Below are 15,745 nucleotides of genomic sequence, written 5' to 3'. Positions count from 1 at the left end.
TGACCCCTGCAGGCACTACCCAATGACCCTTCCGGGGGAGGAACCTGCACCGATGTCGGCCCGTCCCGGAACCCTCGACTCCTCGGTGGACCGACGGTCCTGGCTGCGCGCAAGCTCCGACTATCTGCGGACTCCCGAGGGGCATGCGACGATTCTCGGCTTCGTCGGCGCGCTCATGCTCACATTCGGCGGCTTCGGCGCCGGCAGCGTGCGCCGCTACGATCCCCTCCTCGAGGACATGCGGCTGTCGTGGCTGCGGTTCGGCCACGGCTACGCCCTCTCCACGCTGATCATCTGGGGCGGCGTGCTCGCAATGATCATCGCGTGGGTGCGCCTGGGTCGCTCCGCGATCAAGGGCAACGTCGGCCTGAACGCCCTGTCGTGGACCGTTCCGGTCTGGACAGCCCCGATGCTCTTCGCGGTCCCGATGTTCAGCCGGGACGCGTACTCGTACCTCGCGCAGGGCGCCCTGCTCCGCGACGGCTTCGACCCCTACGCGGTGGGACCGGTGGTCAACCCCGGCATCCTGCTCGACAACGTCAGCAACGTCTGGACCACGACCACCGCGCCGTACGGCCCGATCTCACTGCTGCTCGGCGCGGGCATCACGACGATCACAGGCGACAACGTCATCGCCGGAACCCTGCTGCTGCGCCTGACGATGCTGCCAGGGCTGATGCTGCTGGTGTGGGCACTGCCGCGCCTGGCCCGCCAGCTCGGCGGCAGGCCGACCATCGCAGTGTGGCTCGCCGTCCTGAACCCGCTGGTGCTGATCCATCTCATCGGCGGTGTCCACAACGAACTCCTCATGGTCGGCCTGATGGTCGCCGGCATCACCGTCGCTCTCGACCGTCGGCACGTCGCGGCCGTCGCGATCGTCGCTGTCGGTGTCGCTGTCAAGGCGATGGCCGCGATCGCATTGCCATTCATCGTGTGGATCTGGATGATCCATGAGCGCGAACGCGCCTTGGCCGAGGACCGCGAGCCCGCGACACCACTCGCGTTGTTCGTCCGGACGGCGGGAGCCGGGGTCGCGGTGTTCGGCACGATCTTCGCGGCCGCGTCGGCGGTGGCCGGCGTCGGCCTCGGCTGGCTGACCGCGCTCTCCGGCTCTGCGAAGATCGTCAACTGGCTGTCGTTGCCGACGATCATGGCGCACATCGTGACGGTCGGCACCGGATGGTTCACCGGTCTTCGGCTCGAGCCTGTCCTCGACGTCACTCGCACGATCTGCGCAGTCGTGCTCGTGGGCCTGCTCGTGTGGATTTGGTGGCGGTCCAGGAAGACCGAACGCGATGCGGTCATGGGCATCCTCCTTGCCCTGGTCGCGATCGTGATCCTGTCACCGGCGGCCCTGCCGTGGTACTACTCGTGGCCGCTCGCCATCGCTGCGGGCTTCGCGATGTCGACGCGGACGCTCCAGATCCTCGTCGGCCTGTCGACTTGGCTCATGCTGGTGTTCCAGCCGGACGGATCGATCGGCCTGTACACGTTCTTCCACGTTGCCCTCGCCGTTGTCGCCGCAATCGTGGCGGCAGTGTCAGTCAGGACGGTGGACCCGCTGCGGCTGCGATCGGTGTCGGAGAAGACTCACGCTCCGACCGAACAGATCGCCGAACAACCGACTCAGGCGACTCAGGCGACTTCCGAGCGGCATTCGTCGCCACTGTGACCGGACGAGCGCTGTGACCCGTCCAGTTCCGAGCGACGATCTGGCCTCGGCGTACCGTCGGTGCCGACAGCTCGCGGCCGAACACGGCCGGACCTACTTCCTGGCCACCCGGCTTCTGCCCGCGGAGCGACGTCCCGGAGTGCACGCCCTGTACGGGTTCGCGCGCACCGTCGACGACATCGTCGACGTGGACTGCTCGGGTCGGACCCCCCTGGAGCGCGCCGCCATGCTCGACGTTGTCGAGGCACAGTTGAACGACGCGCTCGCGGGCCGCCCGGTCGACGATTCGTGCGCCGGACCAGTGCTCCCCGCCCTCACCGACACCATCGGCCGGTACGCGATTCCAGTCGAATACTTCTGCGCGTTCCTCGATTCGATGCGCATGGACATCCCGGGTACCCCGACGTTCCGCGCCACCTACCCCGACATGGCAGCACTGAAGCGATACATGTACGGGTCAGCCGAGGTCATCGGGCTGCAGATGCTGCCGATCCTGGGTACCACCGTGCCTGTCGACGAAGCCGAACCGCACGCGGCCGCGCTCGGCGAGGCCTTCCAACTGACGAACTTCCTGCGCGACTTCGGTGAGGACCTCGATCGCGGACGCGTGTACCTGCCCGCGGACGAACTCGAGGCATTCGGCGTCGACATCGAACTGGTTCAGCACTGCCGTCGGACCGGGACCATCGACAGGCGATTACGCCGGGCACTGGCCCATTTCGTCGCCGTCGCACGCTCGGTCTACCGTCGCGCCGAGCCGGGACTGGACATGCTCGAGCCCCGGGCTCGGCCCGGCATGCGTGCCGCGTACATCCTGTACGCCGAAATCCTCGACGAGATCGAGAAGAGCGGCTTCCGGGTGTTCGACCGACGTGCGGCGGTTCCACGGCACCGCCGTTTGACGGTGGCGCTACCCCTGCTCGCCTGCTCGATCGTCGGGTCCTGGTCACTCCTTGGAGCACGGTGAGATACGGCGGGGGCCGGTCAGAATGCCATCGCCTGGGCGCGTCGGACGACCTCGCGCGCTTGATGACCGTGCATGGCGTCGATCGGGGATCCCGGCAACGTTTCGTCCTCGGTGAACAACCAGCGCAGAATCTCGACATCCTCGTAGCCGCCATCGCGCAGTACGATGATCAACCCGGACAGCAACCGGACGGGGTGTCCGTCCTCCCCGAAGAATGCTTCGGGGATGCCGAGAACGCCGTCGCGTTTGACGGCGATCAGATGGTGGTCACGCAGCAACTGATGCACGCGCGTAACCGCGAGACCCATCCCCTTCGACACGTCTGCCAGCTGCAGCAGCGGAATCGACGGGTCCAATACGTCATCGCAGTAGGGGATCGCGCTCATTCTCGCTACGTTATCCGGTCACCGCTGGTACGACCACGGTCGGCGCTGCGGTGACGGAACTGCGGCTCGAGCTGACTACGATCGAGAAGAATCCATGCACGCCGAACGAGAGGGCGCGAGCTTGAATCCCGGAGGTCAAGGGTTGATCGGTGTCGTGCTGGACCGGCGCTATCGCATCGACGCACCCATCGCACGCGGTGGAATGTCCATCGTCTACCGCGGCATGGACCTTAGGCTGGACCGTCCGGTCGCGATCAAGGTCATGGACCCGCAGTTCGCGGCCGACCCCCAGTTCCTCGCCCGCTTCGAGTTCGAAGCGCGCGCGGTGGCTCGGCTCAACCACCCGGGATTGGTGGGCGTGCACGATCAGGGCAGCGACGGTGCACACGCGTTTCTCGTCATGGAACTCGTCGAGGGCGGCACGCTTCGGGAGTTGCTCCGTGAACGCGGACCAATGCCGCCCCACGCCGTCGCTGCTGTCGCAGGGCCCGTCCTCGACGCCCTCGCCGTCGCGCACCGCGCCGGTTTGGTCCACCGTGACATCAAACCCGAGAACGTACTCATCTCCCATGCTGGAGATGTCAAGATCGCCGACTTCGGTCTGGTGCGGGCGATCGCCGCGTCGAACACGACGTCACGCAGCGTGATTCTGGGCACGGCCCAGTATCTCTCCCCCGAACAGGTCACGACCGGCACAGCCGACCCGCGCAGTGACGTCTACGCCGCGGGTGTGCTGCTGTTCGAGATGCTTACCGGCAACGCTCCGTTCACTGGCGACACATCGCTGTCGATCGCCTACCAGCGGATCGACCACGACGTTCCCGAGCCGAGCGGGCTCATCGAGGGGGTGCCGCCGGAGTTCGACGAACTCGTCGTCCGGGCGACCGAACGCGACCCCGACGAGCGCTTCGCCGACGCCGGCGCGATGGCAACGCAGCTGCGCTCGGTCAGCGCGCAGTTGCAGCTGCCGGCCTACCGGGTTCCGGCGCCGCGCCGTGTCCCCCAGCAACCACCTGTGTCGATGGATGCAACCACGTCGATGGATGCAACTACACGGACACCGAACGAGCCCGTCGCGGCGCACCCGACACTTCCCGCGTCAGATCACAGTAGTGGCCACGATCCGACAGCGGTGCTGGCCGCGGAGGCTGTGCCGACGGCGCCGGCAGCGTCGAAACCGGAATCCGGCCTCCAACACACGAAGGTCGTGACGACCGTTACGACGCGTCTCCCGCATGATGAGCCCCCACCCCCGGCCGATGACCCGGCCGCCCATCCGTTCGGAGATGTCGAGGCACGACTGCGTCGATCCCGGCGCACGGTTCTCGTTTGGCTCCTGGCGGTACTGCTGATCGCGGCCGCGGTCGGATTCGGCGGCTGGTGGCTCGGTTCCGGTCGCTACGCCGCAGTTCCGGTGATCGACGGTCAGGACCGGGCTGCGGCCGCGGCGACCATCGAGGCTGCGGGTCTGACGGCGCAGACCAGGGGGCAATACTCCGACACCGCTGCGGTGAATTCCGTCCTCGGGACCGACCCGAGCGCCGGGTCGAAGGTGACGCGCGGCTCCTCGGTCGCCATTCTCGTGTCCTTGGGGCGGCCCACCGTCCCGCAGGTAACCGGTAGCGGGGACGTCGCGACGGTCGAGGCGGCTCTGCAGGAGCGCACGTTCGTGCCGGTCGAGGGTGGTGAGGCGTTCAGCGTCGACGTCCCGGTCGGCGCCGTTGCAGCCCTGGAACCGGCACCGGGCACGGAGCTCGATGTCGGCTCGCAGGTCCAGATGATCCTGAGCAAGGGCGCGCCACCGGTAGACGTGCCCGATGTCTCGGGGATGTCCGAGGATGCGGCACGAGGCGCGCTCGACGCGGTGGGGATCTCGGTGAGTGATGTGCAGCAAGTCTTCAACCCCGACGTCGACGGCGGCGACGCGATCGGCACCGACCCGGCCGTAGGCGCAAACGTCAAGGCCGGGTCGAGCGTGGTCCTCCAGGTGTCCAACGCGGTGAAAGTGCCGGTTCTGCTGGGGCGCTCGGTCGAATCGGCGAAGAGCGAGCTGGATCAGCTGGGGCTGAACTACCAGGTGCGCCAGCTGGTCAGCTCGGACCGGTCGCTCGTGATCGCCCAGAACCCCGGCGCCGGTGACCGTGTCCCACCCGGGAGCACGGTCACCCTCACCTCGCTACTTTGATCTAATCGCGCAACATCTCCGCGACCAGGAACGCCAGCTCGAGAGACTGCTGGGTGTTCAGCCGCGGATCGCACGCGGTCTCGTAGCGACCGGACAGGTCGACATCCGAGATATCTTGCGCGCCACCGAGGCACTCGGTGACGTGTTCACCGGTGATCTCGACGTGGATCCCACCCGGGTGCGTACCCAGTCCGTTGTGAACCTCGAAGAAGCCCTGCACTTCGTCGACAATGCGGTCGAAGTGGCGGGTCTTGTAGCCAGTGGTCGACTCGTGGGTGTTTCCGTGCATCGGGTCGCACTGCCAGATCACCTGGTGGCCCGTGGCCTGCACCTTCTCGATGATCGGCGGCAGAAGATCGCGCACCTTCTGATTGCCCATGCGGGCGATCAGCGTGAGACGGCCCGGCTTGTTGGTCGGGTCGAGGCGCTCGACGTACTCGATGGCCTGCTCAGGAGTCGTGGTCGGACCGATCTTGAGACCGATCGGGTTCGACACGAGTTCCGCGAAGGCGACGTGTGCACCGTCGAGTTGGCGGGTTCGGTCACCGATCCAGAGGAAGTGCGCGGACAGGTCGTACAGCTTGGGGTGGTCGTCGCTGTTGTCCAGGCGCAGCATCGCACGCTCGTAGTCGAGCACGAGGGCCTCGTGACTGGCGAAAATCTGCGCCGACTGCAGGTTGGGGTCGGTGACACGGCATGCGTCCATGAATCGCAGGCCGCGGTCGATCTCGGCGGCGAGGGCCTCGTAACGGGCTCCGGCGGGAGAGGAGGTGACGAACTCGCGGTTCCAGTCGTGGACTTTGTGCAGATCGGCCATCCCGGAACCCGTGAGCGCCCGGACGAGGTTCATCGCGGCGCTGGCGTTGGCGTACGCGCGCACCAGACGCGAAGGATCGTGGACGCGGACCGCCTCGTCGGCGACGAGCGAGTTGACCATGTCCCCGCGGTACGACGGCAGGCCGAGCGAGTCGGTGTTCGATGAACGCGGCTTGGCGTACTGACCGGCGATGCGCGCGACCTTGACCACCGGGAGGCTCGCTCCGTAGGTGAGCACGACGGCCATCTGCAGGAGCGTGCGGATGTTCCCCTTGATGTGCGGTTCGGTGTTGTCCGCGAAGGTCTCCGCGCAGTCACCCCCTTGCAGTAGGAAGGCTTCACCGCGTGCCACTTCAGCGAGCTTCTGTGACAGCGCCTCGACCTCGTTGGCCACCGTGATCGGCGGCACGCTCTCGAGGACAGTGCGCATGGCCGCGGCCTGTTCGGCGGGCCACTGCGGCTGCTGCGCTGCCGGCCTTGCGAGCGCGGCGTCGAGCTGGGTCCGCATGGCTGCAGGCAGCGGCGGCAGTTGGGGCAAGCGGTCGATCGGAACGTCGACAGTCCAGTTCACGCCTCCAGGATATTCGCCTCGTCGAGCCCGAGTGAGCGAAGGCCCTCATTCATAGAGAATCGTTGCCCGGTCCCGGTGCGTGATTCTCGTCACCGAACCGTGCGGAAAGCCTCGATCGCCTCGAACTTCGCGAGGTTGTGCCGGGCGTCGGCGAGCGCGTCATGCGCGTCGTCCGGAACCGGCGGCAGCGGCGGGTACCCGTGGTACTCCCAGTGTTGGCGTAGTTCGCGGGTGTAACGGGGCATGCACGACGGCAGTTCGGTCATCGCACCCCACAACTGACACAGCGCGACGTGATCGTACGCGGCTACCCAGGCCCACAGCTCGGGTTCGATTCCGGGCCTCGGGACGAGGAACTTCACCAGATCGTCCCGGATTCGCGACCGGCTCTTCCACTGAGGCGACGATGGCGGTGGCAGCTTCGGCAGCACGTTGCGACGCACCCACTTTCCGGCCCGCTCAGGAGCGAACTCGGTGGACACGGCGTAGAACTCTCGTCCGTCCTCGCAAACCACACCGATCGAGACCAGGTCGATTGTGAGACCATCCTCGATGAACTCGCAGTCGTAGAAGTAACGCACGGTGGGAGCCTATGCCCAGGTGCCGGGGTTCTCGACACGACCCCGGGTCGGGGCTCTCGAAACCGCCCCGGGCGGCGGGTCACTGGACACTGCGCCCCCTGTTCGTAGAAAGATGGTCTGGTGCGCACCCGCTCCCCAGAGTCTGCCGACCGGATACCCACCGACGGCCTAGGCCCCACACCGGAGGTGTCCGACCGGTCGTCGCTGGGCATCCTCGCCCGTGTCGTGATCGTGATGTCCGCCGCGTTCGGTGCGGCATACCACCTGATCGGGGTTCCGGGTCTGCGTGACATCGGCTTCTACTACCGCATCGACCTGGACGTTTACCGGCTGGGCGGATCGGTGTTCGTCGATGGAGGTGCGTTGTACGGGGCGATGCCGCCAACTCTTGCGGGCATCGGCCTACCGTTCACCTATCCCCCGCTCGCGGCCGTGGTATTCAGCCCGATGTCCGTGATCTCGCTCGAGGCGGCCGGGATCGTGCTGACCACGCTCTCGCTGCTGGCGCTGCTGGCGACCCTCGCCCTCACACTCGCGTCGGTCGGCGTTGCACCTCGCGCGATGCTGACCTGGACCGCACTCGCCGCTGCCGCGGCCGCTCTGACTCTCGAGCCCGTGTACTCGACGCTCGACTACGGCCAGGTGAACATTCTGCTGATGGCGTTCGTGGCGGCCGACTGTTTGTTGAAGAAGACCCCGTGGCCACGCGGCGTATTGATCGGCTTCGTAGCCGCAGTCAAGTTGACGCCCGCTGCGTTCGTTCTGTTCTTTCTGGTGCGCAAGGACTTCCGCGCTGCGGTGACGGCAGGACTGAGCTTCGTCGCGGCAGGCGCGGTCGGATTCGCCATCACCCGCGCAGATTCCTGGCAGTACTGGACCCACACCCTGTTCGACTCCGGGCGAATCGGCCGCGCCGCGTACCCGCCGAATCAAAGCATCACCGGCGTCCTTGCCCGCCTGGGCGTGGACCCGTCGCTGCGCAGCCTGCTGTGGCTGGGGCTCAGCGCCGCGGTCCTCGTGCTCGCGGCAGTAGCGATGCACCGCGCGCTCGCCGCGGGGGCGACCGCGCTGGCCCTGTGTGTCAATGCCCTCGCCGCACTGCTCGTCTCGCCCGTCTCGTGGTCCCACCACTGGGTCTGGGTGGCTCCGCTGCTGCTACTGGTCGGGGTCGAGGCGTATCGGCGCCGCAGCGCACTCCTCGCGGCAGGAGGACTGGCAAGCTGGGCAATGTTCGTGATCGCACCCCACTGGCGCCTGGGGGAAGGTCGCTGGGACGGCACCGACTGGCCCCTGTGGGACCAGTTCCTCGCATCGGCGTACGTGTGGTGGGCTGTCGTCCTGATGGCAATTGTCGCCGTGAGCCTCGGCCGACGGACGCGCGCTCGAGCGAGCACAGCGGACACTGAATCCGCCTATGGTGATGCACCTTTCGGATTCCGTCGACGCAAGACGTCCGACACCGTCTGACTTCCGACACCGTCTGACGTCCGCCACCGTCTTGGGGTAGACCGGCTACTCGAACGCAGGGGTATTCACCGACGTCGACCGTCGCCCACCCGGACTGGCCGGCGCGGACACCGTAGTTGAACCCGCGCTGCGGACCGGGATCCTATCGGCCGCGACGGACAGCCTCGTCAAGGCGCCCCCGCAGGGCCCGGTACATCAGCCGGCTCGGGTGTCCGGCAGGCGGGTCACATCGGTGGCTGCCTGCTCCCTCTCCGGTGCCGGGTTCTTGAGCGTCGCTGCATAGATGTCGACGTATTCCTGACCCGAAAGGCGCATCAGCTTGTACATGACTTCGTCCGTCACCGCACGTTCGACGAACCGGTTGCCACCCATGCCCTCGAACCGCGAGAAATCGATCGGCTCGCCGACACGGATGGTCACCTTCGCCGGCCTCCACATCTTGGAACCGATCGGGTTGACCTTCGCGGTCCCGATCATCGCGACGGGAATGACCTTTACGCCCGACTCCAGTGCCAGCCGCGCCATACCCGTCTTGCCCTTGTACAGGCGGCCATCGGGCGAACGGGTGCCCTCGGGGTAGATACCTAGGAGCTTGCCCTGGGACAGCACGCGCAGGCCGGCGTCGAGCGCGTCCTTTGCGGCGTCGGCTCCGGTCCGGTCGATCGGCACCTGGCCGACCACGGAGAAGAACCACCTCTGGAAGGCGCCCTTGAGGCCTCTGCCGGTGAAGTACTCGCTCTTCGCCAGGAAGGTGATGCGGCGCTTGACTCGCAGCGGAAAGAAGAATGAGTCGAGCACAGCCTGATGGTTGCTGGCCAGAATTGCCGGACCGTCTGCCGGAATATGCTCGACGCCTTCAATTTTCGGACGACCGAGCAGCCACAGCACCGGACCCAACAACACGTACTTAAACAGCCAGTACCACATGGTGCCCTTCCGTCCGAGCTCTGTTCCCCCGGGTCTACCCAGGGTTCGTCCCAGGCTCTCCTTTGTTCAAGACTGTACTCAGCAGTCTCTGGCGCTGCCACACGGCGCCCCACCCTGCCGTCGCGCAGCCGAAGCTGCCGGGTGCTCAGCGACCACCGGGAAGATCCAACTGCGACGCACGGGCGAGATCCGCTGCCCCGATCATGCCGGCGGCCTCTCCGAGGAGGGTGTGCCGGACCCGGGCAAGCGGGCGGTGACCCGACCCGGTGACGAGCCGGGCATAGTGCTCACGGGCGGCGTCGAGGAATAGCGGAGCGGAGCTGCCCACGCCGCCGCAGATCACGATCAGATCCGGATCGAACACGTCGGAAACCGTGGCGAGTCCAACCCCGAGCCACTTCGCGAAGTCCGCGAACGTTGCCAAGGCCAGCGGGTCTCCGTCTTCCGCCGCGGCCGCGATCCGGCGTCCCGTCAGCGCCCCCGGATCGACCGCGACGTCACGAGCGAGGACCGTCGACGCAGACGGGTCCGCGGCCAACAGTTCGAGCGCTGTTTCGACCAGTGCGGTCCCACTGCAGTAGCGCTCCCAGCACCCCCGCTTGCCACACGGACAGGCGCGACCGTCGGGGACGACCTGCAAGTGCCCCAGTTCCGGTGCCACGCCGAAGCTTCCACGATAGAGGTGTCCGTCTATCAGGAGCGCCGCACCGATACCGGTGCCGATCGCGACAATCACGACGTTGTGACCACCAGCGGCCGCGCCGAAGTGACATTCCGCCCACGCGGCTGCGTTCGCGTCGTGTTCGAGGACGACGGGCAGGCCGAGCCGTGCCTCTAACGAGCGCGCGACGGACGCGTCCACCCACGGCAGGTGCGGGGCGAAGCGGACCGTAGTGCGATCGGAGTCGATGAATCCGGCCACCGCCAGACCAACTGCCGCGACCTCATGGCGCTGGGCGAGTTCACGGACCGCACGCTCGACACCCCGCTCGAGGGCATCGGCAGAGTGTGGAGTCGGCGCATGAGCCGAGTCGAGCACCTGCCCGTCATCATCGACGACGGATGCCCAAATGCTGGTGCCCCCGATGTCGACACCCACGGTGAGAAATCCGGCGCTGTCCACGCTGTAGATTGTGCCCAGCCGCATCGAGACGCGGCTACGCCGGGTACCGCGTGTCCGGCATTCTTGATCGTCGCGAGCCTCTGATCGTCACGAACCCTTGATCGTCACGTCGATCGGCACGAAGGGCGACGCGGGTGCCGCCGCCTCGCCCGGGGTGGACGTGGGCCCATCGTCGGCGGCCTGGGCGGCCTGGGCGGCGTGGGCCTCGAGCGCGTCGCGCAGCTCCGCGAGAAAGATCGACGCCTGGGCCGCAACGTGCGTGACGAGATCGTGCTGTTCACCGCGGATCAGCGCAGCAAGCGCGCACAACGGACACCACGAGCAGACGCTGCTGTTGGACTCGGCGTCGGAGCCGGTGGGGTCTGCGTTGTCCTTGACCGCTCCGGCTGCTGCCTTCTCCAGAATCGGGTCGAGCCGGTCGAGCACAGTTTCCGCGAGAGCGCGCAACTCGGCGACCAGTTCGGTGTGTTCTTCGGTCACTGAGGCCACACCGCCGGATCGGGGACGAAGCGCACGACCAGTTCGGTCCCGTCCAAAACCGCGTCCCGCACGACGCACCGGCGCAGCACCGATGCCAGGCGCACGCGACGGCGTCTGCCGTCGGCCCCCACCAACAAGTCGTCCTCCACTCGTCCCAACGTCAATGTTCCGGAGTCGACGAGCGGAAGGTGCATCCGCATCGTGTACACCGATTCCCGGTCACCCGAACCCGATTCGAGCGCGACCAGCACCGGCGCGCGGTCGCTCCGGCAGACCTCCGACACATCGACCGCGGCCGGGTAGACCGTCCGCGCGACAGTGCCGAGAGCATCCCACCCTATCGGCTCTGCCGGCAGATCGTCGGCCGAGAGCACCGTAACCCCAGCCGACACGGATCGAAATTCGGCGAGAGCGGCCTCCTGGGCCGATCGGCGAGTGCGATACCAGTCTGCGACACCCGTCGTGATGCCATCTGAATCCAGCTGCGGCAGTAGCTTGTTCACGACAACCGCGTCGACCCGCAGGCCCGCGAGCGCTGCCGCGGACAGGACGCGCCGTGTCTCGGCAAATCCGATGCGGTCGGCGGAGGTCACTACTCTCACAGCGGTCCGGGACCGGTCGGTCAACAGTGTCGTCACCGCCGCGGTCGCGTCGAGGAATCGGTCGAGCATGGCAACGACGAACGCCAATCGGGCATCGGAGCCCGTCGCGGCGGTGACCCGGCGGTGCTGCGGCCAGACCCGCTCGACATAGCCGCACACCGATTCGGGAACCGTCAACGCGCGCAACGCGTCCGCGGTCGGCGGGCAGTCCACGACGACGACGTCCCAACGTCCCTCCCCTGCGAGCCGCACGATCTCCCCCAGGCCCAACAACTCCTCGACACCGGGCAGCCCCGTCAGTTCCTCGGGGGCAAGGTCCGTGAACTGGACACCGTGAGCGTGGGCCCCGCCGAGCGCGAGCAGCATCACGAGCCCGCGGTAGCGCTCCTCGAGCAACGCGAGCGTGTCGATCTCGACTGCGTCGAGTCCCGCCCCCACCCGGGTCACGGTGCCGCGTGCAACAGAACAGTCGAGGACTTCCGACAGGGAGTGCGCCTGATCGACCGATGCCAACAGGACCCTTCGACCCCGCTCGGCGAGCGCGACAGCCGTCGCCGCTGCCATTGTCGTCCTGCCCGCGCCGCCCTTACCGACGAACAGCCGAACCTGCGCGTCGTGGGCGGGACCTGTGGCGTTCAGCCCTCCACCCGCTTCTTCAACTCCTTGAGCGCCGTGTCGGTGATGACCCTCTCCGCCTTGCGCTTGAACAACCCGATCATCGGGATCGTGAGGTCGACCGTCAATTCGTACGTCACCCTCGTTCCACCGTCACCCTCGCGCTCGAGCGTGTACGAACCCGACTGCGCCTTCTGGATCTCACCGGAGACAAGCTCCCAGCGGACGGACATCCCGTCCGGTGCCCATCGGTACTTCAGAACGTAGGTGTCCTTGACCATGCCGGCGTCGAGCACGAACCTGACCTCTTCGGCCCGCCCACCGGGACCGGACACGAGAACCTCGACGGACTTCGCCGCCTCCACCCACAGCGGGTAGGAGTCGAAGTCGGCGATCACACCCATCACCCGCTCGGCGGGTGCGTCGATGGTGATCGACCGCTTGGTCTTCTCGGCCATACTTCGAACGCTTCCTTTCAGAACAGCTCGCAGCGAGCGGGAGCGACGCAGCGGGCGTCTCACCGCACCTTCATCTCACACGATTCCGGGGCGGAACGCACAATTCTCTACTCGGGCGGGTCGTCTCTCCACTACTGGGGCGGCTCGCCCGCGGCACGACCGGCCTCGAGCTGCTTCTTGAGTTCGAAGGTCATCACCTTGCCTGCGACGCGCCGAGCGTGGTTCATGGCAGCGAGGTCGAGGGACGCCAGCGCGTGAGGGCTCACTCCGGTCGGTTCGGCGTGCAGGAAGTAGTGAACGATCGTGCCGTCCATGACGGGCTCGAGCCACACCTCCATCGTTCCGGTCAGCGGCCCAGCGACGGTCCATCGGATCCCCTTCTCCGCGCGATCCTCGCGCACGTCGAGAGCGAGGTCCGGCCACCAGGCACGCCAACGAGCGGGCACGGACACGCGGGCAGCCACCTTCTCCGGGGCTGCGGCTACGAAAGTCTGGTCGGAGACCTGAATGCTGCTCACTCCCATAGCTTCACACACCGGACCGGCGGCGGTGATCTGGACTACACCTCGGTGAGCGCCGATTTCGACAACCTGCAGGTAGGTGGCGGTGAGGCACACCACGACGCGGCGGTCTATCGTGAGGACCAGCAAAACCCTACTCGTCAGTATCTGCAGTACCGGAGGTCGTCGTGTCCGAGTTCAGCGTTCCCGCTACATTCACCATTCCGGAGGACGCTTCTGCGGTCGACTCCGTCTTCGAGCACGCGAAGACGAAGCCCGGGCACATCGTCTACCGGCGATTGGTCAACGGTTCCTGGACCAACGTCAGCGCTCGCGAGTTCGCCGATCAGGTCACCGCCGTCGCGAAGGGCTTGATTGCCGACGGCGTCCAGCCCGGCGACCGGGTCGCGCTCATGTCCGCGACGCGCTACGAATGGCAGCTGATCGACTACGCCATCTGGGCGGCCGGCGCGGTCACGGTGCCCATCTACGAAACGTCTTCGGCCGACCAGGTGCGCTGGATCCTCGAGGACTCCGGAGCGGTCGTCCTGATTGTCGAGACCGACAAGCACTCCAAGACGGTGGCCGAAGTCGCCGAGGCTGCACCGGATCTGCGTACCACTCTCCAGATCGAGACCTTGGCGCCGAGCGACGGCGCCGTCGCGATCCTGACCGCGCGAGGCACCGACGTCTCCGACGACGAGGTCCGGGCCCGCGTGCAGGGTTTGAAGGCCGCCGATCCCGCGACGCTGATCTACACCTCCGGCACGACCGGCCGACCGAAGGGCTGCCAGCTCACCCACGCGAACCTCGTCGCCCAGTCCAAGAGCATCATCGCGTCGTCACTCGGTGATCTGCTCACCACGCCGGGTGCGGGCACGCTGATGTTCCTGCCCCTCGCACACGTGCTTGCCCGGGCCGTCAGCATCGCCGCGTTCGATGCTGGTGCGGTCGTCGGCCACACCAGTGACATCCCGAACCTGGTCCCCACCTTCGCCGAGTTCAAGCCCGATTTCATCCTGTCGGTCCCGCGTGTCTTCGAGAAGGTCTACAACAGTGCCCGGGAGAAGGCGACCAGCGAGGGAAGGGGCAAGATCTTCGACGCGGCCGCAGCCACGGCTGTCGCGTGGAGCGAGGCGCAGGACAAGGGCGGGCCGGGCCTCCTACTGAACCTCAAGCACGCGGTGTTCGACAGGCTCGTCTACTCGAAGCTGCGGGCCGCGCTGGGCGGCAAGTGCCAGCTCGCGATCTCCGGCGGTGCGCCGCTCGGCGCCCGGCTGGGCCACTTCTTCCGCGGGATCGGTATCACGATCTACGAGGGCTACGGCCTGACCGAGACCACGGCCGCCGTCACCGTCAACACGATCGGCAAGCAGAAGGTCGGCACGGTCGGAAGGCCGCTGGAAGGCAACGCTGTCCGCATCGCCGAGGACGGCGAGATCATGCTCCGCGGTCCGGTCGTGTTCTCCGGGTACTGGCACAACGAGGCCGCGACCAAGGAGGCAATCGAGGACGACGGCTGGTTCCACACCGGCGACCTCGGCACAGTCGACCCCGACGGCTACGTCAGCATCACCGGCCGTAAGAAGGAGATCATCGTCACCGCGGGCGGAAAGAACGTAGCGCCGGCGCAACTGGAGGACCATCTGCGGGCGCACCCGCTCATCAGCCAGGCCATCGTGGTTGGCGACCAAAAGCCGTTCATCGGCGCCCTCATCACCATCGATGCCGAGGCCCTGCCGGGCTGGAACGAGCGCCACGGCAAGCCCGCTGCAACCACCGTCGCGGAGTTGCTGACCGATGCCGATCTCAACGCGGAGATCGACGAGGCTGTCACAGAGGCCAACAAGCTCGTCTCGCAGGCCGAAGCGATCAAGAAGTACCGCATCCTGCCGGTGGACTTCTCCGAGGAGACTGGTGAACTCACACCGACGATGAAGCTCAAGCGCAACGTGGTGCACGACAGCTTCGCCGACGACATAACCGCGTTGTACGCGAAGTAGGACACCCTGCAGCGGTCGTCGCGGCTCCTGGTTGGTGGGAGTTGCGGCGACCGATGTGTTTCCGGGTGAGCTTGTGGTCCCTGCCGGTGTCGTCCCGGATGGGGGCACACAGCCTCGAGTCGGGGGTCGCCCGTCAGGGGGCCGGTGATGTGGGATCGGTGCCGGTAGCCGTGCACGCAGGAACGCTCGTCCGGAATCTCCCGGCCGAGCGTTTCCGTGTGATCGATTGACGTGATCGATTGACGTGATCGATTGACGTGATCTTTTGACCACCAACCGGATCCGAACCGCGTGTTCGGATCCGGTTGGTGCTCAAGTGCCGGCCCCGACCTCCGGCTGATCCTCCGGAACCTCCGGTTGATCCTTCGAACGCCCCCGATCCCGCGCCGCAC

General features: G+C 66.8%; 14 protein-coding genes. 5 read left to right on the top strand and 9 right to left on the bottom strand.

The window, feature by feature from the left end; translation table 11 throughout:
- Window positions 1–22: 22 nt before the first annotated feature.
- Entirely contained in the window at window positions 23–1,672 is a 1,650-nt protein-coding gene (locus EF834_RS16815; RefSeq protein WP_408014529.1) for an alpha-(1->6)-mannopyranosyltransferase A, read from the top strand.
- A 13-nt stretch (window positions 1,673–1,685) separates the two neighbouring features.
- Entirely contained in the window at window positions 1,686–2,639 is a 954-nt protein-coding gene (locus tag EF834_RS16810; protein WP_127948383.1) for a phytoene/squalene synthase family protein, read from the top strand.
- Window positions 2,640–2,656: 17 nt separating this feature from the next.
- On the opposite strand, the gene EF834_RS16805 is transcribed toward EF834_RS16810, so the two are convergent.
- Complete coding sequence (locus tag EF834_RS16805) at window positions 2,657–3,025, bottom strand: Rv2175c family DNA-binding protein (RefSeq protein ID WP_127948382.1); 369 nt, start codon at window positions 3,023–3,025, stop codon at window positions 2,657–2,659.
- Between the two features lie 121 nt (window positions 3,026–3,146).
- On the opposite strand from EF834_RS16805, the gene pknB reads away from it, so the two are divergent.
- Entirely contained in the window at window positions 3,147–5,210 is a 2,064-nt protein-coding gene (pknB, locus tag EF834_RS16800) for a Stk1 family PASTA domain-containing Ser/Thr kinase (protein ID WP_127948556.1), read from the top strand.
- 1 nt (window position 5,211) lies between these two features.
- Here the strand turns inward: pknB and EF834_RS16795 are convergent, their stop codons facing one another.
- Together EF834_RS16795 and EF834_RS16790 are read right to left on the bottom strand one after the other, a co-directional pair.
- Window positions 5,212–6,597: a class II 3-deoxy-7-phosphoheptulonate synthase gene (locus tag EF834_RS16795; RefSeq protein ID WP_127948381.1), complete on the bottom strand. Its 1,386-nt coding sequence runs from the start codon at window positions 6,595–6,597 to the stop codon at window positions 5,212–5,214.
- Between the two features lie 89 nt (window positions 6,598–6,686).
- Window positions 6,687–7,178 (bottom strand): polyadenylate-specific 3'-exoribonuclease AS, encoded by a 492-nt coding sequence (locus EF834_RS16790; RefSeq protein WP_127948380.1) that lies wholly within the window; start codon window positions 7,176–7,178, stop codon window positions 6,687–6,689.
- A 117-nt stretch (window positions 7,179–7,295) separates the two neighbouring features.
- On the opposite strand from EF834_RS16790, the gene EF834_RS16785 reads away from it, so the two are divergent.
- Complete coding sequence (locus EF834_RS16785) at window positions 7,296–8,645, top strand: glycosyltransferase 87 family protein (protein WP_408014532.1); 1,350 nt, start codon at window positions 7,296–7,298, stop codon at window positions 8,643–8,645.
- A 195-nt stretch (window positions 8,646–8,840) separates the two neighbouring features.
- Here the strand turns inward: EF834_RS16785 and EF834_RS16780 are convergent, their stop codons facing one another.
- The 6 genes from EF834_RS16780 to EF834_RS16755 form a co-directional block, all read right to left on the bottom strand.
- A complete protein-coding gene (locus EF834_RS16780) occupies window positions 8,841–9,572 on the bottom strand; it encodes a lysophospholipid acyltransferase family protein (RefSeq protein WP_127948379.1) in 732 nt (243 codons plus the stop codon).
- 145 nt (window positions 9,573–9,717) lie between these two features.
- Window positions 9,718–10,719: an ROK family protein gene (locus tag EF834_RS16775; RefSeq protein WP_127948378.1), complete on the bottom strand. Its 1,002-nt coding sequence runs from the start codon at window positions 10,717–10,719 to the stop codon at window positions 9,718–9,720.
- Between the two features lie 63 nt (window positions 10,720–10,782).
- On the bottom strand, window positions 10,783–11,175 hold the full coding sequence (locus EF834_RS16770; RefSeq protein WP_127948377.1) for a hypothetical protein: 393 nt from the start codon (window positions 11,173–11,175) through the stop codon (window positions 10,783–10,785).
- Window positions 11,172–12,377, bottom strand: coding sequence for an ArsA family ATPase (locus tag EF834_RS16765; protein ID WP_328590569.1), 1,206 nt, complete (start codon window positions 12,375–12,377; stop codon window positions 11,172–11,174). The genes EF834_RS16770 and EF834_RS16765 overlap by 4 nt, the downstream gene beginning before the upstream one ends.
- A gap of 35 nt (window positions 12,378–12,412) precedes the next feature.
- Window positions 12,413–12,850 carry an SRPBCC family protein gene (locus EF834_RS16760; protein ID WP_127948375.1) on the bottom strand — a complete coding sequence of 146 codons (438 nt, stop codon included), beginning with the start codon at window positions 12,848–12,850 and terminating at the stop codon, window positions 12,413–12,415.
- 131 nt (window positions 12,851–12,981) lie between these two features.
- Window positions 12,982–13,368 carry a polyketide cyclase / dehydrase and lipid transport gene (locus EF834_RS16755; RefSeq protein ID WP_127948554.1) on the bottom strand — a complete coding sequence of 129 codons (387 nt, stop codon included), beginning with the start codon at window positions 13,366–13,368 and terminating at the stop codon, window positions 12,982–12,984.
- A gap of 170 nt (window positions 13,369–13,538) precedes the next feature.
- Between EF834_RS16755 and EF834_RS16750 the strand changes: the two genes are divergently transcribed.
- Window positions 13,539–15,353 (top strand): AMP-dependent synthetase/ligase, encoded by a 1,815-nt coding sequence (locus EF834_RS16750; protein ID WP_127948374.1) that lies wholly within the window; start codon window positions 13,539–13,541, stop codon window positions 15,351–15,353.
- Window positions 15,354–15,745 lie beyond the last annotated feature (392 nt).

The sequence above is a fragment of the Rhodococcus spongiicola genome (genome assembly GCF_004011835.1).
In the GTDB taxonomy this organism is placed as follows: domain Bacteria; phylum Actinomycetota; class Actinomycetes; order Mycobacteriales; family Mycobacteriaceae; genus Prescottella; species Prescottella spongiicola.
The sequence above is the reverse complement of the archived record's forward strand: the minus strand, read 5'-3'. Positions and strand labels throughout refer to the sequence as shown.

What these genes read in the sequence shown, in the direction of transcription:
- EF834_RS16780 (WP_127948379.1), bottom strand. Translation starts at nt 9,572, where the DNA reads ATGTGGTACTGGCTGTTTAAGTACGTGTTGTTGGGTCCGGTGCTGTGG.
- EF834_RS16760 (WP_127948375.1), bottom strand. Translation starts at nt 12,850, where the DNA reads ATGGCCGAGAAGACCAAGCGGTCGATCACCATCGACGCACCCGCCGAG.
- EF834_RS16775 (WP_127948378.1), bottom strand. Translation starts at nt 10,719, where the DNA reads ATGCGGCTGGGCACAATCTACAGCGTGGACAGCGCCGGATTTCTCACC.
- EF834_RS16805 (WP_127948382.1), bottom strand. Translation starts at nt 3,025, where the DNA reads ATGAGCGCGATCCCCTACTGCGATGACGTATTGGACCCGTCGATTCCG.
- EF834_RS16815 (WP_408014529.1), top strand. Translation starts at nt 23, where the DNA reads ATGACCCTTCCGGGGGAGGAACCTGCACCGATGTCGGCCCGTCCCGGA.